Here is a 25,628-nt window from a genome sequence, read left to right as displayed (position 1 = left end):
GCGGTCAGGCAAATGCCGGTCTGCCGTTTTCCACGCCGACGCGAATCGTGCTTTCGGGCGGGTAGCGGCCTTCGAGCAGGGCGCGGGCGAGCGGGTTTTCGATTTCGGCCTGAATCGCGCGTTTGAGCGGGCGCGCGCCGTACACGGGGTCGAAACCGGCTTGGGCGATGAAATCGAGCGCGGCATCGTCCACGGCGAGGCGCAGGTTTTGCGCGGCCAGGCGTTTTTCCAAACCTTTGAGCTGGATTTTGGCGATGCTGCGGATATTGGCCTGATCAAGTCCGTGGAACACCACCACTTCGTCGATGCGGTTAATCATTTCGGGGCGGAAATGCGCTTTCACGTCTTCCATCACCACTTCTTTTACTGCTTCATAGTCCTGCGTACCCATCTGCTGGATGTGCTGGCTGCCGATATTGGAAGTCATCACAATCACGGTGTTTTTGAAATCCACCGTGCGGCCTTGACCGTCGGTGAGGCGGCCGTCGTCCAAGACTTGCAGCAGGATGTTGAACACGTCGGGGTGTGCTTTTTCCACTTCGTCGAGCAGAATCACGCTGTAGGGCTTGCGGCGCACCTGTTCGGTGAGGTAGCCGCCTTCTTCGTAGCCGACATAGCCCGGGGGCGCACCGATTAAGCGGGCAACGGCGTGTTTTTCCATATATTCCGACATATCGATGCGGATAAGGTGGTCTTCGCTGTCGAACAAAAAGCCTGCCAGTGCTTTGCACAGCTCGGTTTTGCCCACACCGGTGGGGCCTAAAAACAGGAAGCTGCCGTAGGGTTTGTTCGGGTCGGCAAGGCCGCTTCGGCTGCGGCGGATGGCATCGGACACGGCGCGTACGGCTTCGTCTTGTCCCACCACGCGCTGATGCAGCACTTCTTCCATTTTCAACAGCTTGTCGCGCTCGCCTTCCATCATTTTGGCTACGGGAATGCCGGTGATGCGGGAAACGATTTCGGCCACTTCGTCCGCGCCTACTTCGGTGCGGAACAGTTTGTTGGCCTTTTTGCCGTCCGGGTTGCTTTCGGCAGCCTGAAGCTGCTGGCCGAGCTTGGGCAGCTCGCCGTATTCGAGTTCGGACGCGCGGGCGAAGTCGCCTTGGCGTTTGGCCTGTTCGATTTTGAACTTGATTTCGTCGATTTGTTTTTTGATGTCGGCGCTGCTGCTGGAAGCGGCTTTTTCCGCTTTCCAGATTTCGTCCAAATCGGCGTATTCTTTTTGCAGGCCGTCGATTTCTTCGTCGATTAATTCCAAACGTTTTTTGCTTGCTTCGTCGCTTTCTTTTTCCACGTGCATCTTTTCCATTTTGAGCTGGATGATGCGGCGGTCGAGCTTGTCCATCTGTTCGGGCTTGGAATCGAGCTCCATTTTGATGCGGCTGGCAGCTTCGTCAATCAAATCAATGGCTTTGTCGGGCAGGAAACGGTCGGTGATGTAGCGGTCGCTCAACTCGGCGGCGGCGACAATCGCCGGGTCGGTGATGTCGATGCCGTGGTGGATTTCGTAACGCTCCTGCAGGCCGCGCAAAATCGCAATCGTGTCTTCCACGCTCGGCTCGCCCACCAAAACTTTTTGGAAACGGCGTTCCAGCGCGGCATCTTTTTCGATGTATTGGCGGTATTCGTCGAGCGTGGTCGCGCCGATGCAGTGCAATTCGCTGCGTGCCAGAGCCGGTTTGAGCATATTGCCCGCGTCCATCGCGCCGTCGGTTTTGCCCGCGCCCACCAGCGTGTGGATTTCATCAATGAAAATCAGCGTGTTGCCGTCGTCTTTGGCCAAGTCGTTCAACACGGCTTTGAGGCGCTCTTCAAATTCGCCACGGTATTTCGCGCCGGCAATCAGCGCGGCCAAATCCAGCACCAGCAGGCGTTTGTTGCGCAGGCTCTCCGGCACTTCGCCGTTGACGATGCGTTGTGCCAAGCCTTCCACAATCGCGGTTTTGCCCACGCCCGGCTCGCCGATGAGTACGGGGTTGTTTTTGGTGCGGCGCTGCAATACCTGAATCGCGCGGCGGATTTCGTCGTCGCGGCCGATTACCGGGTCGAGCTTGCCGTCGCGGGCGCGTTGGGTTAAATCAAGGGTGTATTTTTTCAACGCATCGCGTTGGTCTTCGGCATTGGCATCGTTCACGTTTTGTCCTCCGCGTACCGCGTCAATCGCGGCATTGATGTTTTGTTCGGTGGCACCGGCTTCTTTCAGGATTTTTCCTGCGGCATCGTTTTGCTGTACCAGCGCGAGCAGGAATAATTCGCTGGCAATGTAGGCATCGCCGCGTTTGGCGGCGGCTTTGTCCGTTAAATTCAATACCGCCTGCAATTCGCGGCTGGGCATAATGTCGCCGCCCTGTCCCGATACTTTGGGCAGGCCGCTTAAATATGCGTTCAGTTTCTGCTTGGCCTGCGACACGTTCACGCCTGCATGTGCCAAAAGCGCGGCCGCGCCGCTGTTTGCATCGTCGAGCAGGGCTTTCAATACAAAGCCCGCTTCCAGATAGCTGCTGTCGGCTGCCAGCGCGAGACTCTGGCCTTCCTGCAGAGCCTGTTGGAATTTGGCGGTCAATTTGTCGAATCTCATAGTGTCTCCTTAGGTGAAGAGTGTTTTGACATGACACGCTATATAGGGCAAGCTGTGGATAAGTCAAGCGTTAAGATAGGTAAACTGTGGATAACTGCGCCGCGCGGAGCTTGCCCGCTGTTTTCAGACGGCCTACCATCCGCCTTTTTCTAAGGACATCCTGCTGTGAAATATGATTTTATGCTGCCCTCTTCATCGGGCGACACCTTCCGATCCGCCGACCGCCTCCCCCTTGTCCTCTACTTCTATCCCAAAGACAACACGCCCGGCTGCACCACCGAAGGTCTTGAATTTAACGTGCTGCTGCCCGAGTTTGCCGCATTGGGCTATACCGTTGCCGGCATTTCGCGCGACGGCGTGAAATCGCACCAGAATTTTTGCGCCAAACAGGGCTTCGGCTTCGAGCTTTTGAGCGATGTCGACGAAACCGTATGCCGCCTGTTTGACGTAATCAAACTGAAAAAGCTCTACGGCAGGGAATCCTACGGCATCGAGCGCAGCACCTTCGTATTAAACGAAAAGGGAGAAATCGCATACGAATGGCGCAAAGTCAAAGTGGCAGGACACGCCCGCGAAGTGCTGGATACGCTCAAAAAAGGCAGAGAGGCCGTCTGAAAACGCGGTTTCGACAAAGTGCAAACCATGACCGACGATCCCATCGAACGCCTGCTCGAGCATCTTTGGCTGCAAGAACGCCTCAGTGCGAACACCCTGGCCGCCTACCGCAGCGACCTGAATAAAATCGCCGTTCGGCTGGCGGGGCAGGGTTGCGGCTGGTTGGACGCAAAAGATACCGATCTGGCCCGGGCCGTGTACCGCGACGAAGAAAGCCCCCGCTCGCGCTCTCGCGCCCTTTCCGCCTGCAAACGCCTTTACGGCTGGCTGTTGGAAACAGGGCAAACCGACACCGATCCCACCGAACACCTGCGCAGCCCCAAGCAGGAAAAAACCCTGCCCGCAGCCATAAGCGAAGGCCAAATCGAAGCCCTGCTCGCCGCTCCGGACAGCGGTACGCCCCACGGCCTGCGCGACAAAGCCCTGCTCGAACTAATCTACGCCACTGGATTGCGTGTGAGCGAGGCCGTGGGCTTGCGGCTGGCCGATACCGATCTGCCGCGCGGTCTTGTTTCCACCATCGGCAAAGGCGGAAAACAGCGCATTGTTCCTATGGGCGAAGAAGCCGTGTACTGGCTGGAACGCTATCTTGCCGAATCCCGCCCGCTGCTGCTGAAAAATGCCCGTTGCGACGAAATCTTCGTCAGCCAGAAAAGGATAGGCATCAGCCGCCAGCTTGCCTGGATGGTTGTCGAAAAATATGCCGCCGCTGCCGGCATCCGCCATCTTTCCCCCCACAGCCTGCGCCACGCCTTTGCCACCCACCTTGTCAACCACGGCGCAGACCTGCGCATCGTGCAGGAGCTGCTCGGCCACGCCAGCATCAGCACCACCGAAATCTACACCCGTGTTGCCGCCGAACGCCTGAAAAATATTGTGGCCGAACACCATCCGCGATCCCTTTAAACCTGCCGCGCGGCTGCGGCCTGCATGAAACAGGCCGTCTGAAAACCCGCATCCCCTTTTCAGACGGCCTCCGTTGCTCCGTTTGACCAAGATTCCTATAATCCGCAGCTCTCCAAGAGCAAGCCGCAGCACAGGCGGCATCATTAAAAAGGAATCACAAAATGACCGATCTCACACCCTGGCAAACCGCTCCGCTTCACGACATTACCGCCCATATCGTCCCCCGCTACCACAACACCCACCGCAGCCAGCTTGCCGAGATGATCGGGCGCGGTACTGTGCTTGCCGAAACCGAATCCGGTTTTCCCGAAGACTTCGTCCCCACCGTCCAAGCCATCCAAAACGAGCTGCTCAGCCACATGATGAAAGAAGAGCGCATCCTCTTTCCCATGATTGAAAACGGGGCGGGCAGCGGCGCGGCCATGCCGATCCGCATGATGATGCACGAACACGGCGACCATAGAGGCGCAATCGGCCTGCTTGCCGCCGTAACCAATCAGTTTACGCCGCCCGAACACGCAGGCGGAGAGTGGCGGCAGCTTTACACAATCGCCCGACAGTTTGCCGACGATCTCGCCGAGCATATCGAGCTGGAAGACAACATCCTCTTCGCCCGCACGCTGTCCGTATAGGAAGGAAAGGCAGGCAGGATCTGCCGGAGTATTTGCAGATGCTTGTTGCGCAATCTGCTTTTTCCATCACAAACGGAAAAAGACGGCTGCTTTTGCCGTTTCCGACCGAGCAAGAGGCCGTCTGAAAACAGATTTTTCAGACGGCCTTTTTTAATTCAAAATAATCTTTTCTCTCTAATCCCCTACCGTTTCGGCCTGCCTTATGAAGATGAACCAGACAGCCTGAAAAGCGTTATGTGCCGTTTAAGCGGCGGACAATGATTTGGCTGAGGCGGCGGACATCCTCTTCGCCGGCACGGGGCAGCACGGCCTGCCAATCGCGCAGGGTAAATTCAGCGTAATTCAGATTCGAACCCACACTGCGGGCGACGGATAATCCTTTTTTGTCTTTGCCTCTGTTTTTGAAACGCACCGAGTAAGTGGCGGCTTGCGGCTCGTGTGCGGGCAAATCCAACACGCGGTTGTAGCGTTTTATCAGCCACAGCGTGAAAAGCGGAGCAATAACGTCGTACGCGACAAGAGGAAGCACGGCAGGCAAAAGCAGTTCGCCGTTATGCAGGAAGATATTGGGCAGGGCAAAGTAAACGATAACCGTGAGCACCAGCGGCACGGGCTGCGTATAAACCAGCATCTTTTTGATGCGGCGCGCGTTATCGCGCTCGGCTTGGGTAACGGGGGTATTTTTCTGCCATGAAATTTCGTTTTCACCCGACTGCGCGGCATGCAGCACTTCGGCAAACGGCGTTTCGGGGACGGGGATATTTTGCATAACGCATCCTTCGGATAGGGGAAAACAGCCTCTGTTCATTTTCAGACGGCCTTTATGCTTTATTGCCTGATAGGAAATGAACATATCGAATGAAACAAGACAGAATGTCGGATGGCGGACACAGCTTACAGCTCGAAGCCGTCCAAATCGTCGGCACCGATTTCGGCATCGATTTGGCCGATGAGGTAGGAGGAAATTTCCACTTCCTGCGGGGCTACCTGAACGTTGTCCGACGAGAGCCAGGCATTAATCCACGGAATCGGGTTTTGGTTGGCGGCGGGGAAGGCGGGTTCCAGGCCGACGGCGATCATGCGGTGGTTGGTGATGTATTCGACGTATTGGCACAGAATGTCTTTGTTCAGGCCGATCATCGAGCCGTCTTTAAACAGGTATTCCGCCCACTCTTTTTCCTGCAAGGCCGCTTTTTTAAACAGATCGAAGCAGTCGTTTTGCAATTCGGCAGCGATTTCGGCCATTTCCGGGTCGTCCACGCCGCTGCGCATCAGGTTCAGCATGTGCTGGGTGGAAGTCAGGTGCAGTGCTTCGTCGCGGGCGATGAGTTTGATGATTTTGGCGTTGCCTTCCATCAGCTCGCGTTCGGCGAAGGCAAACGAGCAGGCGAAGGAAACATAAAAACGGATGGCTTCGAGCACGTTGACGCACATCAGGCACAGATACAGTTTTTTCTTCAGTTCGCGCTTGTCCACCACAACGGTTTTGCCGTTGACGCGGTGTTCGCCCTCGCCCAACAGGTTGTAATATTGGGTATATTCGATTAAATCGTCGTAATAGCAGGCGATGTCTTCGGCGCGGGCGATGATGTATTCGTTCTGTACGATGTCGTCAAACACGACAGACGGGTCGTTCACGATGTTGCGGATGATGTGGGTGTAGCTGCGCGAGTGGATGGTTTCTGAGAATGACCAGGTTTCAATCCACGTTTCCAGCTCGGGAATGGAAACCAGCGGCAGCAGCGCCACGTTGGGGCTGCGTCCCTGAATCGAATCGAGCAGGGTTTGGTATTTCAAATTGCTGATGAAAATATGCTTTTCGTGATCGGGCAGGTTTTGGTAGTCGATGCGGTCGCGTGACACGTCGATTTCTTCCGGCCGCCAGAAAAACGACAGTTGTTTTTCAATCAGTTTTTCAAAAACTTCGTATTTTTGCTGGTCATAACGCGCCACATTCACCGGCTGGCCGAAAAACATCGGTTCGAGCAAAGCATCGTTTTTCTCTTTGCTGAAGGTGCTGTATGACATGACTAGGTGTTCGCAAGGCATGGAGGGGTCTCTCTGTATGGGTGGGTATGGGTAAGTTGGGGCTACCTGAAAACGGATTTTGGGATTTCAGACGGCCTGTTGTTTGTCTGTTGTATCAGACGGAGGCCGCTCTGCTCAAACGCGTGCGCCGCTTAGGCGGCACACCCTACCTTGGGTTGTGCAGGCTGTGCTTGCTTCTTCCGATGCCGTTGTTCCCGCGCTGGCGGGAATTTTGTTTTTTGCTTATCGTCTGTGGCACGCGGAGCAGATTCCCGCCTGCGCGGGAATGACGGTGTTTTTTCAGACGGCCTTTTCAGGCTGTTTTTTGATTCAGGCCGTCTGAAAGGCTACCTGAAAATTCCAAGCTGTCGGATACAGCTATCCGGCCTGCACAATCAAATCTTACACGCCCCTCCTGCGCAGCCGTCGTCCTGCAAATCGGTTTGGGTGTCGTCCGCGCCGTCGCGGGTGTTGTGGTAATACAGGGTTTTGAGGCCGAATTTGTAGGCGGTGAGCAGGTCTTTGAGCATCTGCTTCATGGGCACGCGGCCGCCTTCGAAACGCTGTGGGTCGTAGCTGGTGTTGGCGGAGATGGCCTGGTCGACAAATTTCTGCATCACGCCGACGAGTTTCAGGTAGCCGTCATTGCCGGGCATCTGCCATAACAGTTCGTATTGGTTTTTGAGGCGGCCGAATTCGGGGACAACCTGCTTCAAAATGCCGTCTTTCGAGGCTTTGACCGAAACGAGGCCGCGCGGCGGCTCGATGCCGTTGGTGGCGTTGGCAATCTGCGAGCTGGTTTCAGACGGCATCAGGGCGGTCAGGGTGGAGTTGCGCAGGCCGTGTTTGAGGATGTCGGCGCGCAAGGCTTCCCAATCGAGATGCAGCGGTTCGGTGCAGACGGTGTCCAAATCTTTTTTGTAGGTGTCGGTGGGCAGCTTGCCTTGGGCGTAGGTGGTTTCGTGGAACAGCGGGCAGGCGCCGAATTCTTTGGCCAAAGCCACCGAGGCTTTGAGCAGATGGTATTGGATGGCTTCAAAGGTGCGGTGGGTTAAGGCGATGGCGGAATCGTCGCTGTATTTGACTCCGTTTTTGGCCAGATAATAGGCGTAGTTGATGACGCCTATGCCGAGGGTGCGGCGGTTCATGGTGGCGGTTTTGGCGGCTTTGACGGGATAGTCCTGATAGTCGAGCAGTGCGTCTAGGGCGCGTACGGCCAAATCGGCCAAGCCTTCCAATTCGTCCAGACTTTCCAATGCGCCCAAGTTGAATGCCGACAGGGTGCACAGGGCGATTTCGCCGGTTTCGTCGTTGATGTCGTTCAGGGGCTTGGTGGGCAGGGCGATTTCAAGACACAGGTTGGACTGGCGCACGGGTGCGACGCGCGGATCGAACGGGCTGTGGGTGTTGCAGTGGTCGACGTTTTGGATATAGATGCGGCCGGTGCCGGCACGCTCCTGCATCATCAGCGAAAACAGTTCGGTGGCCGGCAGGCTGCGTTTGCGGATATCGGGGTTTTGTTCGTATTGGGTATAGAGCCGCTCGAATTCGTCTTGGTCGGCAAAAAAGGCTTCATACAGACCGGGCACTTCGTTGGGCGAAAACAGGGTGATGTTGCCGCCCTTAATCAGGCGGGTGTAGAGCAGGCGGTTGATCTGCACGCCGTAATCGAGGTGGCGCACGCGGTTGTCTTCCACGCCCCTGTTGTTTTTCAGCACCAAAAGGCTTTCGACTTCGATGTGCCAGAGCGGGTAAAACAACGTGGCCGCGCCGCCGCGCACGCCGCCCTGGGAGCATGATTTGACGGCTGCCTGAAACATTTTGAAAAACGGAATACAGCCGGTGTGCTGCGCTTCGCCGCCGCGTATTTCGCTGCCCAAGCCCCTGATGCGGCCGGCGTTGATGCCGATGCCCGCGCGTTGGGATACGTATTTGACAATCGCGCTGGTGGTGGCGTTGATGGAATCTAGGCTGTCGTCGCACTCAATCAGCACGCAGCTTGAAAACTGGCGCGTGGGGGTACGCACGCCGCTCATAATCGGCGTGGGCAGGGAAATTTTGAACGTGGAAACCGCATCGTAAAACCGTTTCACATAATTCAGACGGCTCTCGCGCGGGTATTTGGCAAACAGGCACATCGCCACCAGCATATACAGAAACTGCGGGGTTTCGTAGATTTGGCGGCTGACGCGGTTTTGCACCAGATATTTGCCTTCGAGCTGCTTGACCGCGCCGTAAGAGAAAGTCATGTCGCGTTCGTGATCGATGTAGGCGTTCAGCTCGTCAAATTCTTCGCGGCTGTAATCGGCCAGAATGTGGCGGTCGTATTTGCCCGCTTCGGTCAGCTTGGAAACGTGGTCGAAAAGGTGCGGCGGCTCGAATTGGCCGTAGGCGATTTTGCGCAGGTGGAAAATGGCCAGACGCGCGGCCAGATATTGGTAGTCGGGGGTTTCCTGAGAAATCAGGTCGGCAGCGGCTTTGATGATGGTTTCGTGAATGTCGTCGGTGCGGATGCCGTTGTAAAACTGGATGTGCGATTTGAGCTCGACCTGCGATACGGAAACGTTGTCCAAACCCTCCGCCGCCCAGGCAACAACACGGTGGATTTTGTCTAAATTGATGGGTTCCAAACGGCCGTCGCGTTTGGTTACTTGCATATTTTCAGCGGCACTCATCTGCTGTCCTTCAAACGGTAAAAATACTAGATATGGTATAAACCAGGCTGTCTGAATACAATATATCGTGTTTTTCCCGTTTGAAACAGGTCTTGACAAAGCCATCGGAAAACCCTTTTCTCCAGCCGGAAAATAATGCTTTTGCCCAAGGTTTGATGCTGCGGGAATTTGTGGCGGCAGGCTGCCGAAAAAACCGGCAAGTTAAAAAACGTTAAGCTAAAATCGGCTGGCTGCAAGGCAAAGAGGCCGTATCTGAGTGCACAGACGGGTGGTGATGGGCAAGTGGAAGCGAATGCGGCCTTTTTCGGTATGTTCGTACACGCAGACGCATTCGGGAAAACGGCGTTTGAGGAAGCTGGTGTATAGGCCGTAAAAACGGTTTTGGTGCATTGGCTTTTGATATTGCCACCAGGGGATGAAAAATTTTTTGAGAATGCCGCCGCTTGCAGGCAGGCCATAGGTTCTGCTCGTTTATGGACAACAAAACGGTTAATATCCGAGGCTTGAGCGGCATTGTAACCGGCCGCCTGCACCTGCACCTGCCCCCCGCCGCCCCGCAGCACATCCGCCTGCAACTGACCCTTATCAGCGGCAGCCGCACCCGCTGCTACGAATGGCTCCTAAACGCACACGGCGGCTGGGAAACCCTGCCGCGCCGCCCGCTGTCCGCAAGCGGCAAACAACTGATCGAAGGTGCAGGCAGCAGCATCCGCCTGCACCTCGCAGACCTCATCCAATCCAACCACCCCTAAGAAAGGAACCCCCCATGTCCATGAACCCCGTCTACCTCTGGTATCCCGCCCACTTCCCCGATCCCGCCGCCATGCTGCCCGAGAGCCTGTCAGCCGCGCAGCAGATTGCCGACGAATGGGCGGAAAAGCCCCTGCCCGCCGGTGCGGATCCCGGCCCCTTTGCCGAACTGGCCGCCATCATCGCAAAGGCCGCCCACGCCCCCGAAGCAAGCGCAGGCTTCCGCCAAAGCTATGCCGGCATCGAAACCGATCTGCCCGCCTACCTGCGCGGCCACGCCCTGGCCGAGCTGTCCGAGCATTATGATGAAATCATGCCGCTGCTGGATGACTACGCCCCCGATCTCGGCTTGGTGCTATACGACAGCAACGGCCGCCTGCTCCTGCCCGACGGCCGCAGCTTTCCCGAAGAAGACTTCTTTGCCGCCATCCAGCGCGAGCTGGAAGAAAAAGCGGCAGCCGAAAGAAAATGGCGTGCCGCCAACCGGGGCCTGCCGGAAAACATCAAAGATTTCTACAAATACTTCCGCCCGAAGACCGACGAATTGATGGGGCGTTACGGCTTTGAATATGCCCCGCAGTTCTACCGTCCCGAAGGCCATGACAAGAGAAGCCGCAAGCCCGAGCCGGATGTGATGGTTTATGCCAAAGCGACCGAACATGGTTGGCAGATTATTTATATTTCCATCGGTGATCTCTATAACGACGGCGTTTACGACATATGGGTAAGCTGGAATCTTTCCGACGAAACGGTAGAGCAGATTCACTGGTACGAGCTGGACAATATCCACCCTTATGATAGAAAAAACAATAAAAAACAATTAGCTGCTGGGGGGGGGGTCAATATTGGCTATTATCTTTCTTCCTCATGGGATGGTGGTTACATAGGTTCAAGCCAATTCAAAACAGAAAGTCAGATCGAGGCATTTCTGGCCTATATAGAGACTAGGCTGGCGGAAGTGGCACCGATTTCGGCCTATGGCGATTTGGAGGCCTATTTCAACAGCAGGCTGGGTAAAGCCAGCGAATATAAAGATTATTCTGAGAAACTAAATAAAAACATCAAGACCTATAACGATTTTCCTATCGTACTGGTCGATCTTTATCTGGAAGGCAGGCGCAACCTCAGAGAGGTCGTAGAGTCGTGGCTGGCGGCGGACGATGCTTATTTTGGCAACAAGGAGTTTGCACGGGAACGGCTGATGAACACCCTAACCTACTTGGAAAACAGGCCGAGAACCTGATTCGGCAGTTGAAGCACGGCCGCCGGCTGCACCGCACCGGCGGCAAACCTTATCCCGCCCCCTAAGAAAGGAACCCCCATGTCCATGAACCCCGTCTACCTCTGGTATCCCGCCCACTTCCCCGATCCCGCCGCCATGCTGCCCGAGAGCCTGTCAGCCGCGCAGCAGATTGCCGACGAATGGGCGGAAAAGCCCCTGCCCGCCGGTGCGGATCCCAGCCCCTTTGCCGAACTGGCCGCCATCATCGCAAAGGCCGCCCGCGCCCCCGATTTCCCCGCCGTAGGGTGTGTCGCTTAAGCGACGCACGCGTTTTCTGCGGGTTGCGCCATTTGGCAGATTAGGAAAACATCAGGCCGTCTGAAAACAGATTTTCAGACGGCCTTTTATGATGCGGCGTTTATTTGTCGCGGGAGGCGAGCTGGTCAAACAGGCCGCCGTCGGCGAAGTGTTCGGCCATGATTTTGTCCCATGCGCCGAAGACGGTGTTGGGGTCGAAGGTGTCGAGCGGGGGCAGATTGGCAGCGGCGGACGGTTTCGGGATCAACGGGCGTATCGGCATAATGGCGCACGGAGCGGCGGTGTTCGAGCAGGGATTGCAGGGACATGGGATTCGGATTCCTTTTTTAGGGCGGTGCCGCACAGGCTGCCTGAATGCGGGGGCTTACCGCAACGGTTCCGCCTGCAAGGCACGGCAGGCCGATTCGTTTTCAAGCACGCAGGCGTTTCGGAGCTTTTGCAGACGTTCTTCCCGCGATAAGGCGTGCTTTGTTTGTGCGCCTTTGCTGTCCATGCTCTGCAAATTGGTGCAGGCATTGGCATAGCCGCCTTTGCAGGCTTTGCGGTAGAGTGCGCGGGCTTTGTCCGCATCTTCGCCCAAGCCTCCGTAAGGGTTCAGATAAAGGTTGCCCAAAACATTGCAGCCTTTCATATTGCCGCCGTTGCAGGCCTTTTCCAGCGGTGCGCGGGCGGCATCGGAGGCTTCCATATAGTCGCGTGTCCAGATGGCGAAGGTTACGCAACTGTCGAGTTTGTTTTTATCGCATTCGGCCGCCAGCCGCATATAGGCTTTTCTGCTGAACGGCTCTTGTGCATGAACCGAAAACGGCAGCAGGAATGCGGCTGCCAGAAAGATTTTTTTCATTTTCTGTTTCCAACCAAAAAAGGCCGTCTGAAACTTTTTCAGACGGCCTTGTTTGTATTTAACCCAAAGCCTTGCGTGCGCCGGCGAAGAGGCGGTACCAGCCTGAAAGTTCGCTGCCGTGCCACGCTTCGGGCAGCCAGCTCATTTGGGCGGTGCGGTACACGCGCTCGGGGTGCGGCATCATGATGGTTACGCGGCCGTCGGCGTTGCTTACGCCCGCGATGCCCTGCGGAGAGCCGTTGGGGTTGAGCGGATAGGTTTCGGTAACTGCGCCGGTGCCGTCGGTGTATTGCAGGGCGGTGAGGCCGTCTGAAATCTTGCCGCCGGTGCGGCTGAAATCGGCGCGGCCTTCGCCGTGGCTGATGACGACGGGCAGGCTGCTGCCCTGCATTTCGGCCAGAATCAGCGAGGGCGACTTGGGTACGCGCACCATGCTCAAACGCGCTTCAAACTGCTCGCTGCGGTTGCGGCGGAATTTCGGCCAGCCCGCCGTGCCGGGAATGATTTCGGCCAGATTGCTCATCATCTGGCAGCCGTTGCACACGCCCAGCGCGAGGGTGTCTTGGCGCGCAAAGAAAGCGGCAAACTGTTCGCGCAAGGCGGGGTGGAACAGGATGGATTTCGCCCAGCCTTCGCCCGCGCCGAGCACGTCGCCGTAGCTGAAGCCGCCGCAGGCGGCCAGCATTTGGAAGCCGGCCAGATTGGCGCGGCCGGCCATCAGGTCGCTCATGTGCACGTCGTAAGCGTCGAAACCGGCGCGGGTAAAGGCGGCGGCCATTTCCACTTGGCCGTTTACGCCCTGCTCGCGCAACACGGCGATTTTGGGTTTTGCGCCGCTGTTGATGTAGGGCGCGGCGATGTCTTCGCGCACGTCGAATGCCAAATCGGCAAACAGGGCGGAACGCGCGTTGTCGGCCAATAATTCAAACTCGCTGTCGGCACATTCGGGGTTGTCGCGCAGGCGTTGGATTTGGTGGCTGGTTTGCTGCCATGCCTGTTGCAGGTTCAGACGGCCTTCGTCAAATATCGTTTCGCCGTTGCTGCTGATGCGGATGCGGTCGTTTTCGGCGATGGCGGCGATGCGGTACGCGTCCAACCCTGCCTGTTTGAAAGCAGCCTGAATGCCGTCTGAATCGGCTTGGCGGATTTGAACGGCCGCGCCGAGTTCTTCGTTAAACAGTGCGGTCAGCGCATCGGCGTTTTCAGGCAGCCCGATATCCAAGCCGACTCGCGCGGCAAACGCCATTTCCGCCAGCGTGGCAAACAGGCCGCCGTCGCTGCGGTCGTGGTAGGCCAGGAGCTTGTCTTCGGCCACCAGTTTCTGCACCACATCGTAAAAGGCTTTCAGACGGCCTGCGTCGATGTCGGGCGCTTCGCCGCCGGTTTCGTTATACACCTGCGCCAGCGCCGAGCCGCCCATGCGGGCTTTTCCGAAGCCCAAATCGACAAACAGCAGCACGCTGCCGGCCACGTTTTTCAGCTCGGGGGTAACGGTTTTGCGCACGTCCTGCACGGGGGCGAAGCCGGTGATGATCAGGCTCAGCGGCGACACCACCGATTTTTGCACGCCCTCTTCCTGCCACACGGTTTTCATGGAAAGCGAGTCTTTGCCCACGGGAATGCTGATGCCCAAATCCTGACAGGTTTCGGACACCGCCTGCACCGTGCGGTAGAGTTTTTCGTCTTCGCCCGCATTGCCGCAGGCGGCCATCCAGTTGGCGGACAGTTTGATGTTGCCGATGTTGCCGATGTTCACGCCCGCAAGGTTGGTCAGCGCTTCGCCTATGGCCATGCGGCCGGACGCGGGCGCGTCAAACAGGGCGACGGCGGGTTTTTCGCCCATCGCCATCGCCTCGCCTTTGCAGGTGTCAAAGCCCATGATGGTTACGGCGGCATCGGCCACGGGGGTTTGGTAGCGGCCGACCATCTGGTCGCGGTGGGTCAGGCCGCCGACGCTGCGGTCGCCGATGGTAATCAGAAAGTTTTTGGCGGCCACGGCGGGCAGGCGCAAAACGCGGTAGGCGGCTTCTTTCAAATCGATACGGCTACCTGAAAACGCTTTTTCAGACGGCCTGACGGTTTCGTCGCGGCGCGTGGTTTTGGGCGGTTTGCCCAGCAACACGTTCAGCGGCAGATCGACGGGGTTGTTGCTGTACAAATCGTCGCGCACCTGCAAATGGCCGTCGTCGGTGGCCGTGCCGACCACGGCAAACGGGCAGCGCTCGCGTTCGCAAATGGCTTCAAACGCCGCCAAATCGGCGGGCAACACCGACAACACATAACGCTCCTGCGCTTCGTTGCACCAAATCTGCATCGGGTTCAGGCCGTGTTCTTCCAGCGGCACGTCGCGCAGCTTGAACACCGCGCCGCGCCCCGCGTCGTTGACCAGCTCGGGAAAGGCGTTGGACAAGCCGCCCGCGCCGACATCGTGGATGGCGATAATCGGGTTGGCCGCGCCGAGCTGCCAGCAGCGGTCGATGACTTCCTGTGCGCGGCGTTCGATTTCGGGATTGCCGCGCTGCACCGAGTTGAAATCCAGGCTGGAATCGTTGCTGCCGGTGTCCATAGACGAAGCCGCGCCGCCGCCCAAGCCGATCAGCATGCCCGGCCCGCCGAGCTGGATTAACAATGCGCCTTCGGGAATTTCGTTTTTATGCGTTTGCTGCGCTTGGATATTGCCCAGGCCGCCGGCAATCATAATCGGCTTGTGGTAGCCGCGCATTTGGCCGTCGAAACGCTCTTCAAAGGTGCGGAAATAGCCGGTGAGGTTCGGGCGGCCGAATTCGTTGTTGAACGCCGCGCCGCCGACGGGGCCGTCGATCATGATGTCCAACGCGCTGCTGATGTGGGCGGGCTTGCCGTATGGCTGCTCCCACGGCTGCGCGAAACCGGGAATATTGAGGTTGGATACGGTAAAGCCGGTCAGGCCCGCTTTGGGGCGCGCGCCGCGTCCGGTTGCGCCCTCGTCGCGGATTTCGCCGCCCGCGCCCGTGGCCGCACCCGCAAACGGCGCGATGGCGGTGGGGTGGTTGTGGGTTTCCACCTTCATCAGGATGTGCGTGTCTTCTTCGGCGAAACGGTAGCCCTGGTTTTCCGCTGCGTGCGGATAAAAACGCTTGATTTTCGCCCCCTCGATAATCGACGCGTTGTCTTTATAGGCCACCACCGTGCCATCGGGGTGGGCGTTGTGGGTGTCGCGTATCATGCCGAACAGGGTTTTGGGCTGCGCCTCGCCGTTGAGGATAAAGTCGGCATTGAAGATTTTGTGGCGGCAGTGTTCGCTGTTGGCCTGGGCGAACATCATCAGCTCCACGTCGGAAGGATTGCGCTGCAAGGCCTGATAGTTTTCCAGCAGATAGTCGATTTCGTCGGGCGACAACGCCAGCCCCATTTCCGTATTGGCGCGTACCAGCGCGTCTTTGCCGCCGCCCAAAACGTCCACCGTGGCAAAGGTTTGCGCTTCGGGGTGGGCAAACAGCCGCGAGGCCGTCTGAAAACCGGGCAGCACGCTTTCGGTCATGCGGTCGTGCAGCAAAGCCGCCCACTGCTGCTTCTGCGCTTCGTTCAGACGGCCTGAAACCCACACCGCCATGCCGCGCTCGATGCGTTCGATCTGCGTCAGGCCGCAGTTGTGCGCGATGTCCGTCGCCTTCGATGCCCACGGCGAAACCGTGCCGATGCGCGGTGTAACCAAAAACAGATTCAGGCCGTCTGAAAGCGCCGGCGCGGGGGTGTTTTGCGCATCAAGCAGGGCTTCCAGCTTCGCCACCCCGTCCGCCGCCAAAGGCGCGGCAGAAGCGGCGAAATACCAAAATTCGCTCGACAATTCTGCGGCAGGCAAACCGAGAGAAGCGGCTTTTTGCAGGAGTTTTTCAATACGGAAATCAGACAGCGCGCGCGCGCCGCGCAGGGGGAGGACGACAGACATGGCAGGGCTTTCAAATAGCGTTGTGTTGCAAAGCCGCGCATTATACGCCAAGCGGCGCGGGGCAAGGCGGGGAAAAAGCCGCCGCCGCGCGTGCGGCGGGCGGGCGGGTGCGCGGCAGATTGAAGCGTGTCTGCCTTTGTGTTAATTTCCGCGCCTTTCCAACCCGCTTTCAGACGGCCTCCGAGGGTGCGGCAGGCCGTCTGAAAAGCCCCGACACGACAGGTATCCCATGAAAAAAATCGAAGCCGTTATCAAACCGTTCAAACTCGACGACGTGCGCGAGGCACTTACCGACATCGGCATCACCGGCATGACCGTAACCGAAGTCAAGGGTTTCGGCCGCCAGAAAGGCCACACCGAAGTATATCGGGGCGCGGAATACGCCGTTGATTTTCTGCCGAAAGTCAAAATCGAACTCGTCCTGCGCGACGAGCAAGTGGCGCAGGCGGTGGAGGTGATAGTCGAAACCGCCCGCTCCGGCAAAATCGGCGACGGCAAAATCTTCATCCTGCCGGTGGAGGAGGCCGTCCGCATCCGCACCGGCGAGCGCGACGATGCCGCCGTGTAAGGCGTTTGCGCCGCTTGTGCAGAGCCGTTTGGAAAACCGCCGCCCGCTTTTTCAGACGGCCTGCCGTTTGTCCGCGCCGCCCGAGGCCTGACAATATCTGCCGTTTTGTCCAACCGAAAGGAAACGCCATGCACACATCGCTTTTACCCTTTTTCGCCGTTATCCGTGCCACAGGCAGCGACCGCGCCTCCTTCCTCCACGGCCAGCTTTCCAACCACATCGAGGCACTCGCCCCCAATCAGGCCTGCTACGCCACCTACAACACCCCCAAAGGCCGGGTTATCGCCAACATGATAGTCGCCAATACCGGCGGCAACCTGCTGCTGGTGCTGGCGGCCGATTTGGCCGAAGCCGTGGTCAAACGGCTGCGGATGTTTGTGCTGCGTGCCGATGTCGGTTTTGAAATTTTGGAAAACTACGGCGCGGCAGGCCGTTTGGACGACGCGCTGCCGCCGCATCCGGCCGACGCGCCCAGCCTGGCCTTCCCGTTTGCCGTGGTGCAAACTTCTTCCCCGCAGGGCGCGGACGGGGAAGGGCTGATCGAAATCCCGCTGCCGCACGGCGGCGTGTTCCTTGTCGGCGCAAGCGCAGACCTGCCCGCATACGGTGCCGCCGCCGAAAACGCATGGAATCTGCACGAAATCCGCAGCGGCTACCCATGGATCTGCGCCGCCACCAAAGAAAGCTGCGTTGCGCAAATGCTCAACCAGCACACCATAGGCGGCGTGCATTTCAAAAAAGGCTGCTATCCCGGGCAGGAAATCATTGCCCGCGCCCAATACCGCGGGCAGGTCAAACGCGGCCCGGCCGTGCTGGCCGGCGGCAGCGTTGCGGCGGGTGCGGCGGTATTGCAGGATTTGGCCGAAGCGGGCATCGTCCTCAACAGCGCGGACAGCCCCGAAGGCCGCATCAGCCTGGCCGTGATCAAACACGGCGCGGCGCAGGGCGCGCTGACCGACGCTGCGGGCAACACGCTGTTGCAGCAGCAGATTTTTTTCCACACCGAAGCCGCAGAAGAATAGCGGGACTTGGAGGCCGTCTGAAAGCCGCTCCGCCGGAGCGGGAAGGTTTCAGACGGCCTCTCGGCCAATAAAGGAGCAATCATGTTTACAGGAATCGTACAGGGCATGGGGCGCGTGCTGGCCGTAGAGCAGCCCGCCGCCGACTTCCGCCGCCACACCGTCGAGCTGCCGGAACACATGGCGCAGGGTTTGCAAACCGGCGCGTCGGTGGCCAACAACGGCTGCTGCCTCACCATCGCCGAAGCCGACGGACGGCGCGTGAAATTCGATCTGATGGGCGAAACCCTCGCCAAAACCAATTTAGGCCGTCTGAAAGCGGGCGACGCGGTCAATCTCGAACGCGCCGCCCGCATCGGCGACGAAATCGGCGGCCACCTGATGAGCGGCCACATTACCTGCACCACGCCGCTTGTCCGCATTGTCCGCAGCGGGCGCAACATCAGTATGCGGTTTGCCCTGCCGGCCGCCGCCGCGCCCTACATTTTGCCCAAAGGCTTTGTCGGACTGGACGGATGCAGCCTGACCGTCGGCGAAGTGTCGGCAGACTGGTTTTCCGTCCACCTCATCCCCGAAACCATGCAGCGCACCCTGTTCGGCACACGGCAGGAGGGCGACGAAATCAACCTCGAAGCCGACCCGCAGACGCAGGCGGTGGTCGATACCGTAGAGCGGGTGCTGGCGCAGCGGGCAGGGTAGGGCGGGGGAACAAAGAGGCCGTCTGAAAATCCGAAATTTCGGATTTTCAGACGGCCTCTGCCGTTAGGCTGGGGTGTGCGGCTCGCCGCGCACGCGGTTTTTGGTTTGTACGGCTGTTTGCTGCGGCGGGAAACGCGTGCGTCGCTTTGGCGACACACCCTACGCGGATTCGGCAGGGCAAACGGAACAGGCCGTCTGAAAAGCGGGTTTGGTGTGTTTGAAATGCCGTTTGCGTTTTCAGACGGCCTCTGCCGTTAGGCTGGGGTGTGCGGCTCGCCGCGCACGCGGTTTTGGTTTGCACGGCGGTTTGCTGCGGCAAAGGTCGCGTGCGTCGCTGTGCGACACACCCTGCGCGGATTCGGCGGGTAAACGGAACAGGCCGTCTGAAAAGCGGGTTTGCGTTTTCAGACGGCCTGTTTTATTGCGGCGGACGGGGTTTACATCACTTCCGACACTTCGATTCCCAGCAGCTCCAAGCCCTGTTGCAGGATATTGCCGGTGAGCCGCGCCAGTTGCAGGCGGCTGTTGCGGGTTTGTCCTTCGGCTTTGAGTATCGGACAGGCTTCGTAGAAGCGTGAAAACAGGGTGGCGAGCTGGTAGAGGTAGGCGGCGAGGTAGTGCGGATGGGAGGTGTCGGCCACACTCTGCAATACGTCTTCAAATTTCAAAAGTTCGACGGCAAGCTGTTTTTCCGCCGCTTCGGACAAAACCAAATCCGCCGCCGCGTCCCATTCTCCCGCTTTGCGGAATACGCTCTGCACGCGGGTGTAGGCGTATTGCAGGTAGGGGGCGGTGTTGCCTTCGAACGAGAGCATGGCTTCCCAGTCGAATATGTAGTCGCCGGTGCGGTTTTTGCTCAAATCGGCGTATTTCACTGCGCCGATACCGACGTTGCGGGCGGTTTTTGCCGCTTCGTCCGCGCTTAGGGACGGGTTTTTTTCCCGCACGAGCAGGGCGGCGCGTTCGACGGCTTCATTAAGCAAATCAACGAGTTTGACGGTGTCGCCGGAGCGGGTTTTGAACGGGCGGCCGTCTTTGCCCATCATGGTGCCGAAGCCGACAAATTCGGCTTTGACATTTTCGGGCAGGTAGCCGGCTTTGCGCGAGGTGGCGAAAAGCTGCTCGAAGTGCAGAGCCTGGCGGTGATCGACTACATAAATCAGGCGGTCGGCTTTGAGGCTGCCGACGCGGTAGCGCAGGCAGGCCAGATCGGTGGAGGCGTAAAGAAAGCCGCCGCCCTGTTTCTGCACGATAAACGCGGCAGGCTCGCCTTCTTTGTTTTTAAACTCGTCGAGAAACACGACTTTCGCGCCGCTGTCTTCCACCGCCAGGCCTTTTTGTACCAAGTCGTCCACGGTGTTTTGCAGCTCGGGATTGTATTTCGATTCGCCCGCGACATCGGCGGGCGTGAGTTTCAGACCGAGCGTGTCGTACACCGCCTGTGCGTGGCCGAGCGAGATTTCGACAAACTGCCGCCACAGGTTTAAAACGTGTTCATCGCCGCCCTGCAGCTTCACCACATAGCCGCGTGCGGTGTCGGCAAAGGCGGGGTCTTCGTCGAAACGCACTTTGGCGGCACGGTAAAACTGTTCCAAATCAGAGAGTTCAAATGCGGCGTTGTCTTTCTGCTGCTCCACCATATAGGCAACGAGCATGCCAAACTGCGTGCCCCAGTCGCCGACGTGGTTTTGGCGGATAACGGTGTGGCCGGCAAATTCGAGTACGCGCGAAATGCTGTCGCCGATGATGCTGGAACGCAGATGGCCGACGTGCATTTCTTTGGCGAGATTGGGCGAGGAGTAATCAATGACCACGGTTTGCGGCGCGGCTTTTTTCGCTGCGCCGCTGCGCGGGTCGTTTAAGGCCGTCTGAACGTGTTGTGCGAGAAATGCGGGCGCAAGGCGCAGGTTGATAAAGCCCGGGCCGGCCACTTGTGCGCTTTCAATCACGGCGTTGCCCGCCAGCGCGGCGGCCACTTTCTGCGCCAGCTCGCGCGGGTTTTGACCGGCTTTTTTGGCCGCGCCCATCACGCCGTTGATTTGGTAGTCGCCGAAGTCGGCGTTTTTGGCAGGCTGCAGCACAACGGGCGCACCGGCGATGCCTGCGGCGGCAAAGGCGGCTTCGGCTTCGGTTTGGATGGTTTTTTGCAGATTCATGAATGCCCTTTCGATATGAATATGAGGCCGTCTGAAAGCCTTTTTCAGACGGCCGTATTATGTGGAAACGCGGTATTTTACCCGAAAGGCCGTCTGAAAGCGTCGGCAAAAGCGTTTCAGACGGCCTCAAAGCTGTCAGGCGCGGCTGAATCCCTGCTCCTGCAAAAACGCGGCCAGCCGTTCGGCAAACAGGGCGTAGCCGCGTGCGTTGGCGTGGACGGCATCGGATTTGAGCGCGTCGTCGCTGAGGATGCGCGACCAGCCGTTGGCAAACAGGGGGACGCGGTATTGTCCGGCCAAGTCTTCGTAAAGCGGATGGTCGGACAGGCTGCCGACCAGTGCGCCGAGGCTGAATCCGGGTTCGGCAATCAGCACCAGCGGCACGCCCGCAGCCTGCACGGCGGCGATGGTGTCGCCGATGTTGCGGCGGGTGGCGGCTTCGGGCAGGCGGCGCAGGAAGTCGTTGCCGCCTATGCCCAGCAGCACCAGCGCGGGCTGCCGCCGCATCAGCGCGGGCAGGCGTTCGAGAGCCTGTTCGGAAGTGTCGCCCGACACGCCGCCGTTGACGACTTTCCAGCCGGTGATTTCGGCGAGGCGGGCGGGGTAGGCGGCTTCGGGCGGTGCGCCGTAGCCGTAGGTCAGCGAGTCGCCCAAAGCCAGCACCGTGCCGCCGCGCGGGATGGCGGCTTGGCGGGCGGTTTTGGTGCAGGCGGCAAAGAGGGCGGCGGAGCTTAGGGCGAGGAAGCGGCGGCGGGTGAGGCTCATGGGATGTTCCGTTTCAGGCTTGTTCGGGCAGCAGATCGAAAGCCATGTTTTGGGCGACAATCTGATAGGTGTAGTCGTAAGACGACAGGATATAGTGGGTAAAGCCGTCCAGCCGGTGGGCACGGACAAAGGCGGAATTTTCGATGATGTTGAAATTGGCCGACATTTTCGCGTCCAGCGGGCATAAATCCAATTCGGTGCAGATATAGGACGCGATGCCGGAAAACGACAGTTTGAACTGGCGGTATGTTCTTTCCTGCGCGGCGGAGACGGCTTTGAACTCGCCGGTGAAAACGAGGCGGGCGTTGCCGTCGTGGCAGGCGGAGCGGATGAGGATGCCGTCGCGGGTGTTGCTTGTGCTTAACGGGGTGTCGGTATTGGCGAAGGTTTCTTCAAGCATATTGCGGATGCCGTTGGGACAAAGAGGGCGGATGATACAGGCAAACCGCCCGCCTGTTTCGCTTATGGCGGGATGCAACAGGAAATCTGCGGCCTGCCGCTTTGTATCTTTCTTGTTTTGACTCGCTATATAATCCGCCGCCCGGATCAAAAAAGGAAAAACCATGGACATTCAGGCTGTTTTAAACGTGCTGCACCATCTGCAAAACCACATCTGCGCCCAGTTGCAGGCCGAAGAGGAAAACGGCGCGGCCTTTGCCGCCGAGCTTTGGCAGAGCAAACTCGGCACGGGCGAGAGCCGTGTATTGAAGCAGGGCGCGGTGTTCGAGCAGGCGGGGGTGAATTTTTCCCATGTGCAGGGCGCGTCGCTGCCCGCTTCGGCCACCGCTTCCCGCCCCGAACTGGCGGGCGCGGCCTTCGAGGCGGCGGGGGTGTCGCTGGTGATCCATCCGCGCAATCCCTATGTGCCGACCAGCCATGCCAATGTGCGCTTTTTCTGCGCCCGCCCGCAAGGGGGCGAAGCGGTGTGGTGGTTTGGCGGCGGCTTCGACCTCACGCCGTTTTATCCGTTTGACGAAGACATCCTGCATTGGCACCAAACGGCGAAAAACCTGTGCGATCCGTTTTCAGACGGCCTCTACGCCGAATACAAAAAATGGTGCGACGAATATTTCTACCTGCCGCACCGGAGCGAAACGCGCGGCGTGGGCGGGCTGTTTTTCGACGATTTGAACCGCTTTGGTTTCGACACCTGCCTGCGCTTCATCCGCGAAACCGGCGAGGCCTATACCGAAGCCTACCGCCCCATCGTTGCCCGCCGCAAACACACGCCCTACGGCGAGCGCGAGCGGCAGTTCCAGCTCTACCGGCGCGGCCGCTATGTGGAATTCAATCTGGTATTCGACCGGGGAACACACTTCGGCCTGCAAAGCGGCGGGCGCACCGAAAGCATTTTGATGTCGATGCCGCCGCTGGTGCGTTTCGAATACGGCTACGCGCCCGAAGCGGGCAGCGCGGAGGCGCGTTTGCAGGATTACCTGCGGCCGCGCGGCTGGCTGGCGGAATTGGGCTGAAGCGTTGTGCGGCAGGCGCGGGAGGCCGTCTGAAACAGCCGTCCGCACGGCCTTTCGGTTATAATCCGCGCCGTTTGCGGCCGCTTGTTGCGGCCTGTTTTTTGTTTGTACGAGGCCGTCTGAAAACAGGAAGCGGATTCCCGTTTTCAGACGGCCTCTGTTGGAACGGTTTGACTTATGGATGTTCGCAAAAACACGCTGCTGCCGCAGCGTCTGGCAGCCTGCTGCCTGATTGCGCTGATCGCGCTGTGTGCGGCCTGGGAATTGTGGCTCGCACCGCTGCGCCCGGGCGGCTCGTGGCTGGCTTTGAAAGCCCTGCCGCTGTGCCTGCCGCTGGCGGGGGTGCTGAAAGGGCGGGTTTATACCTTCCAATGGTCGTGTATGCTGGTGCTGCTGTATCTGGCCGAGGCGGTGATGCGGCTGGCGGACGTGTCGGCGGCATCGCGCCTGTGTGCGGCGGCGGCGGCGGTGTTGGGCGCGGGCTATTTCGCCTGCTGCCTGTGGTTTGTGGCCGCAATACGCAAAGGAGGCGGGGATGCGGACTGAATTTCCGCGTGCAAGCCGTTGGGGCTTCGCGCTGCTGCTTGCCGCCTTCGGCCTGATCTGCACCGTGCCTTTCCTGTCCATCCTGCGCGTGGGGCCGCTGTCGAGCTTCTATCTCGAAAGCGGCTCGCTGCTGCTGGCCCTGCTGCTGGTGCTGCTGACTTTTGCCGCAGGCCGTCTGAACGTGCTGCCGCCGCGCGGCACGGCCTATTTTCTCGTGCTGGCACTGTTTTGGCACATACAGGCGCGGGTGATGGGGCTGGATTATTACGGTATGTCGGACATGGCGGCGTGGGCTTTTGTTGTGATCGCGCTGATGCTGTGGGCGTGTCGGGGCTGGGTGCTGTCGCTGGGGCAGGAAAAGGTGGTCGACGCGCTGGCCTGGGCCCTGCTTGCCGGCGGATGTTTGCAGGCGGCGGTGGCTCTGATGCAGTATCTGGGCTGGGCATCGCATTTCGCCGGCTATCTGGCGGCCGGGGCGAAAAACAACATCACCGGCCAGCTCGGCCAGCGCAACCATCTGGGACATTATCTGATGTGGGCTTTGGTGTCGGCCTCCTATCTGTGGGGCGCGAAAAAGCTGCACACCGCCCTTGCGCTGCCGGCGGTGCTGTATCTGGCGGGCGTACTGGGGCTGGTCAATTCGCGCACCATCCTGCTTTATGTGGCGGCTGTGGCGGCTCTGGCGGCGGTGTGGCGGCTGCGGCAGGGCAGGGCGGGCAACCGCCTGTTTGCCGTATCCCTGTTTGCGCTGGCGGCGGTGGTGGCGGTGCAGCTTGCGCTCAACACCCTGCTCGGCTGGCTGGGCGGCACGCCGGTGGAAACGGCTTTGCAGCGCGTCGGCGGCAGCTCGTTTGCCATGTCGGCACGGGATTTGGAATGGCGCAACGCATGGCGCGTGTTCCGCTCCGCCCCGCTGTTCGGCCACGGCTGGGACAGTTTTTCTTTGCAGGGCTTTCTCGCCGCCGAGTTCCCGCAGGGCTACAGCCCCAACGGCATCAGCGTCCTCTTTACCCATTCGCACAACATCGTCTTGCAGCTTTTGGCCGAAATGGGGCTGGTCGGCACGCTGCTGGTGTTTGGCGGCGCGGTTTGGGTGGTCAAACCCTTTTTCAGACGGCCTGCCACCGCCGCCTGCCTGTTCCCGCTCATGCTGATGGCGGTGAGCCTGTGCCACAGTATGCTCGAATATCCGCTGTGGTATATCTATTTCCTCGTTCCCTTCGCGCTGATGGCGGGAGCCGCCCCGTCCGAACGCCGCCCCTTTCAGACGGCCTGGGGCATACCCGCCCTGCTGCCTGCCGCGGCCGCCCTTGTGATTGCCGCAGGCACGGTCAAACTGGGCTTTGTCTATTACGACCTCACCGCCTTTGCCAAAACCGACAAAAACGACGACTACGCGGCAGTCGGCCGCAAAATCGACGGCCTGCGCGCCATTGCCGCCAAAGAGCCGCTGTTGGCCTATTACGCCGAACTCGCCCTTACCCGCCGCGCCTCGCCCTCCGACAACGTTATCAAACCCTGGGCGGAAAAAGCCGCCCGCCGCGCCCTGCGCCACCGACCCTACGCCACCGCCTCGCAATACGGCCTCTACCAATACCGCACCGGCGATCCCGCGCAGGCCGAAGCATGGATGCGGCAGCTCTACCGCTACTACCCGAGTTCGATGAAATACTATGTGCCGCAAATCCGCCGCTCGCCCCATTTCTCCCCGCTCTATCCCGACCTCTACCGCGCCTGCAACGAATACCAGAAACTCAAGCCGCGCACCGAAAGCTGCCCGCCGCCTTAGGCCGTCCCTCCCGCTGCCCGAACAGCGTTTTCAGACGGCCTCCCGCGCAGCGGGGAAGGGCTGCGGATGCCGTGCGGCGGCGGGGCTTGGCGCAAACAGGCCGTCTGAAAAGCCGGAT

At 59.2% G+C, this 25,628-nt stretch carries 22 protein-coding genes; 12 read left to right on the top strand and 10 right to left on the bottom strand.

Going from position 1 to position 25,628, the window contains the following annotated elements; all coding sequences use genetic code 11:
- Positions 1-4: 4 nt before the first annotated feature.
- Positions 5-2,578 carry an ATP-dependent chaperone ClpB gene (clpB, locus tag DYE40_RS01820; RefSeq protein WP_115307474.1) on the bottom strand — a complete coding sequence of 858 codons (2,574 nt, stop codon included), beginning with the start codon at positions 2,576-2,578 and terminating at the stop codon, positions 5-7.
- Between the two features lie 180 nt (positions 2,579-2,758).
- On the opposite strand from clpB, the gene DYE40_RS01815 reads away from it, so the two are divergent.
- From DYE40_RS01815 to DYE40_RS01805, 3 genes are all read left to right on the top strand, one after another.
- Positions 2,759-3,193 carry a peroxiredoxin gene (locus DYE40_RS01815; protein WP_115308239.1) on the top strand — a complete coding sequence of 145 codons (435 nt, stop codon included), beginning with the start codon at positions 2,759-2,761 and terminating at the stop codon, positions 3,191-3,193.
- 27 nt (positions 3,194-3,220) lie between these two features.
- Entirely contained in the window at positions 3,221-4,099 is an 879-nt protein-coding gene (gene xerD / locus DYE40_RS01810; protein WP_115307473.1) for a site-specific tyrosine recombinase XerD, read from the top strand.
- Between the two features lie 161 nt (positions 4,100-4,260).
- The gene (locus DYE40_RS01805; RefSeq protein ID WP_115307472.1) at positions 4,261-4,731 is read left to right on the top strand and encodes a hemerythrin domain-containing protein; all 471 of its coding nucleotides are present in this window, start codon (positions 4,261-4,263) and stop codon (positions 4,729-4,731) included.
- 232 nt (positions 4,732-4,963) lie between these two features.
- Here the strand turns inward: DYE40_RS01805 and DYE40_RS01800 are convergent, their stop codons facing one another.
- From DYE40_RS01800 to nrdA, 3 genes are all read right to left on the bottom strand, one after another.
- The gene (locus tag DYE40_RS01800; protein WP_115307471.1) at positions 4,964-5,500 is read right to left on the bottom strand and encodes a hypothetical protein; all 537 of its coding nucleotides are present in this window, start codon (positions 5,498-5,500) and stop codon (positions 4,964-4,966) included.
- 125 nt (positions 5,501-5,625) lie between these two features.
- On the bottom strand, positions 5,626-6,759 hold the full coding sequence (gene nrdB, locus DYE40_RS01795) for a class Ia ribonucleoside-diphosphate reductase subunit beta (RefSeq protein WP_115307470.1): 1,134 nt from the start codon (positions 6,757-6,759) through the stop codon (positions 5,626-5,628).
- Positions 6,760-7,154: 395 nt separating this feature from the next.
- A complete protein-coding gene (gene nrdA, locus DYE40_RS01790) occupies positions 7,155-9,434 on the bottom strand; it encodes a class 1a ribonucleoside-diphosphate reductase subunit alpha (protein WP_115307469.1) in 2,280 nt (759 codons plus the stop codon).
- 473 nt (positions 9,435-9,907) lie between these two features.
- Here nrdA and DYE40_RS01785 point away from each other — a divergent pair, with 473 nt between their 5' ends.
- The 3 genes from DYE40_RS01785 (at position 9,908) to DYE40_RS01775 (ending at position 11,724) form a co-directional block, all read left to right on the top strand.
- Positions 9,908-10,186: a hypothetical protein gene (locus DYE40_RS01785; RefSeq protein WP_115307468.1), complete on the top strand. Its 279-nt coding sequence runs from the start codon at positions 9,908-9,910 to the stop codon at positions 10,184-10,186.
- Positions 10,187-10,200: 14 nt separating this feature from the next.
- Positions 10,201-11,427: a hypothetical protein gene (locus DYE40_RS12730; RefSeq protein ID WP_174901009.1), complete on the top strand. Its 1,227-nt coding sequence runs from the start codon at positions 10,201-10,203 to the stop codon at positions 11,425-11,427.
- Positions 11,428-11,505: 78 nt separating this feature from the next.
- Entirely contained in the window at positions 11,506-11,724 is a 219-nt protein-coding gene (locus DYE40_RS01775) for a hypothetical protein (protein WP_115307467.1), read from the top strand.
- A gap of 100 nt (positions 11,725-11,824) precedes the next feature.
- Here DYE40_RS01775 and DYE40_RS01770 read toward each other — a convergent pair whose 3' ends face one another.
- The 3 genes from DYE40_RS01770 to purL all read right to left on the bottom strand — a co-directional run bounded on the left by DYE40_RS01770 (position 11,825) and on the right by purL (position 16,547).
- Entirely contained in the window at positions 11,825-11,971 is a 147-nt protein-coding gene (locus DYE40_RS01770; RefSeq protein ID WP_218564326.1) for a hypothetical protein, read from the bottom strand.
- Positions 11,972-12,088: 117 nt separating this feature from the next.
- Positions 12,089-12,568: an SEL1-like repeat protein gene (locus tag DYE40_RS01760; RefSeq protein WP_115307466.1), complete on the bottom strand. Its 480-nt coding sequence runs from the start codon at positions 12,566-12,568 to the stop codon at positions 12,089-12,091.
- A gap of 58 nt (positions 12,569-12,626) precedes the next feature.
- On the bottom strand, positions 12,627-16,547 hold the full coding sequence (purL, locus tag DYE40_RS01755; protein ID WP_425451169.1) for a phosphoribosylformylglycinamidine synthase: 3,921 nt from the start codon (positions 16,545-16,547) through the stop codon (positions 12,627-12,629).
- Between the two features lie 178 nt (positions 16,548-16,725).
- Between purL and DYE40_RS01750 the strand changes: the two genes are divergently transcribed.
- The 3 genes from DYE40_RS01750 (at position 16,726) to DYE40_RS01740 (ending at position 18,782) form a co-directional block, all read left to right on the top strand.
- On the top strand, positions 16,726-17,064 hold the full coding sequence (locus DYE40_RS01750; protein WP_115307464.1) for a P-II family nitrogen regulator: 339 nt from the start codon (positions 16,726-16,728) through the stop codon (positions 17,062-17,064).
- A gap of 128 nt (positions 17,065-17,192) precedes the next feature.
- Positions 17,193-18,086, top strand: a complete 894-nt coding sequence (gene ygfZ, locus DYE40_RS01745) for a CAF17-like 4Fe-4S cluster assembly/insertion protein YgfZ (RefSeq protein WP_115307463.1) — start codon at positions 17,193-17,195, stop codon at positions 18,084-18,086.
- Between the two features lie 81 nt (positions 18,087-18,167).
- On the top strand, positions 18,168-18,782 hold the full coding sequence (locus DYE40_RS01740) for a riboflavin synthase subunit alpha (RefSeq protein WP_115307462.1): 615 nt from the start codon (positions 18,168-18,170) through the stop codon (positions 18,780-18,782).
- Between the two features lie 437 nt (positions 18,783-19,219).
- Here the strand turns inward: DYE40_RS01740 and argS are convergent, their stop codons facing one another.
- The 3 genes from argS to DYE40_RS01725 form a co-directional block, all read right to left on the bottom strand.
- Complete coding sequence (gene argS, locus DYE40_RS01735) at positions 19,220-20,938, bottom strand: arginine--tRNA ligase (RefSeq protein WP_115307461.1); 1,719 nt, start codon at positions 20,936-20,938, stop codon at positions 19,220-19,222.
- A 135-nt stretch (positions 20,939-21,073) separates the two neighbouring features.
- The gene (locus DYE40_RS01730) at positions 21,074-21,703 is read right to left on the bottom strand and encodes a GDSL-type esterase/lipase family protein (protein ID WP_115307460.1); all 630 of its coding nucleotides are present in this window, start codon (positions 21,701-21,703) and stop codon (positions 21,074-21,076) included.
- A 13-nt stretch (positions 21,704-21,716) separates the two neighbouring features.
- Entirely contained in the window at positions 21,717-22,181 is a 465-nt protein-coding gene (locus DYE40_RS01725; RefSeq protein ID WP_147286545.1) for a hypothetical protein, read from the bottom strand.
- 85 nt (positions 22,182-22,266) lie between these two features.
- Between DYE40_RS01725 and hemF the strand changes: the two genes are divergently transcribed.
- From hemF to DYE40_RS13055, 3 genes are all read left to right on the top strand, one after another.
- Positions 22,267-23,175 (top strand): oxygen-dependent coproporphyrinogen oxidase, encoded by a 909-nt coding sequence (gene hemF, locus DYE40_RS01720; protein ID WP_115307458.1) that lies wholly within the window; start codon positions 22,267-22,269, stop codon positions 23,173-23,175.
- A gap of 177 nt (positions 23,176-23,352) precedes the next feature.
- A complete protein-coding gene (locus tag DYE40_RS01715) occupies positions 23,353-23,721 on the top strand; it encodes a DUF2069 domain-containing protein (protein WP_115307457.1) in 369 nt (122 codons plus the stop codon).
- The gene (locus DYE40_RS13055; protein ID WP_115307456.1) at positions 23,711-25,510 is read left to right on the top strand and encodes a PglL family O-oligosaccharyltransferase; all 1,800 of its coding nucleotides are present in this window, start codon (positions 23,711-23,713) and stop codon (positions 25,508-25,510) included. Before DYE40_RS01715 ends, DYE40_RS13055 begins: the two co-directional genes overlap by 11 nt.
- Positions 25,511-25,628: the final 118 nt, after the last annotated feature.

The organism is Kingella potus, assembly GCF_900451175.1.
Taxonomy (GTDB): domain Bacteria; phylum Pseudomonadota; class Gammaproteobacteria; order Burkholderiales; family Neisseriaceae; genus Neisseria; species Neisseria potus.
The sequence above is the reverse complement of the archived record's forward strand: the minus strand, read 5'-3'. Positions and strand labels throughout refer to the sequence as shown.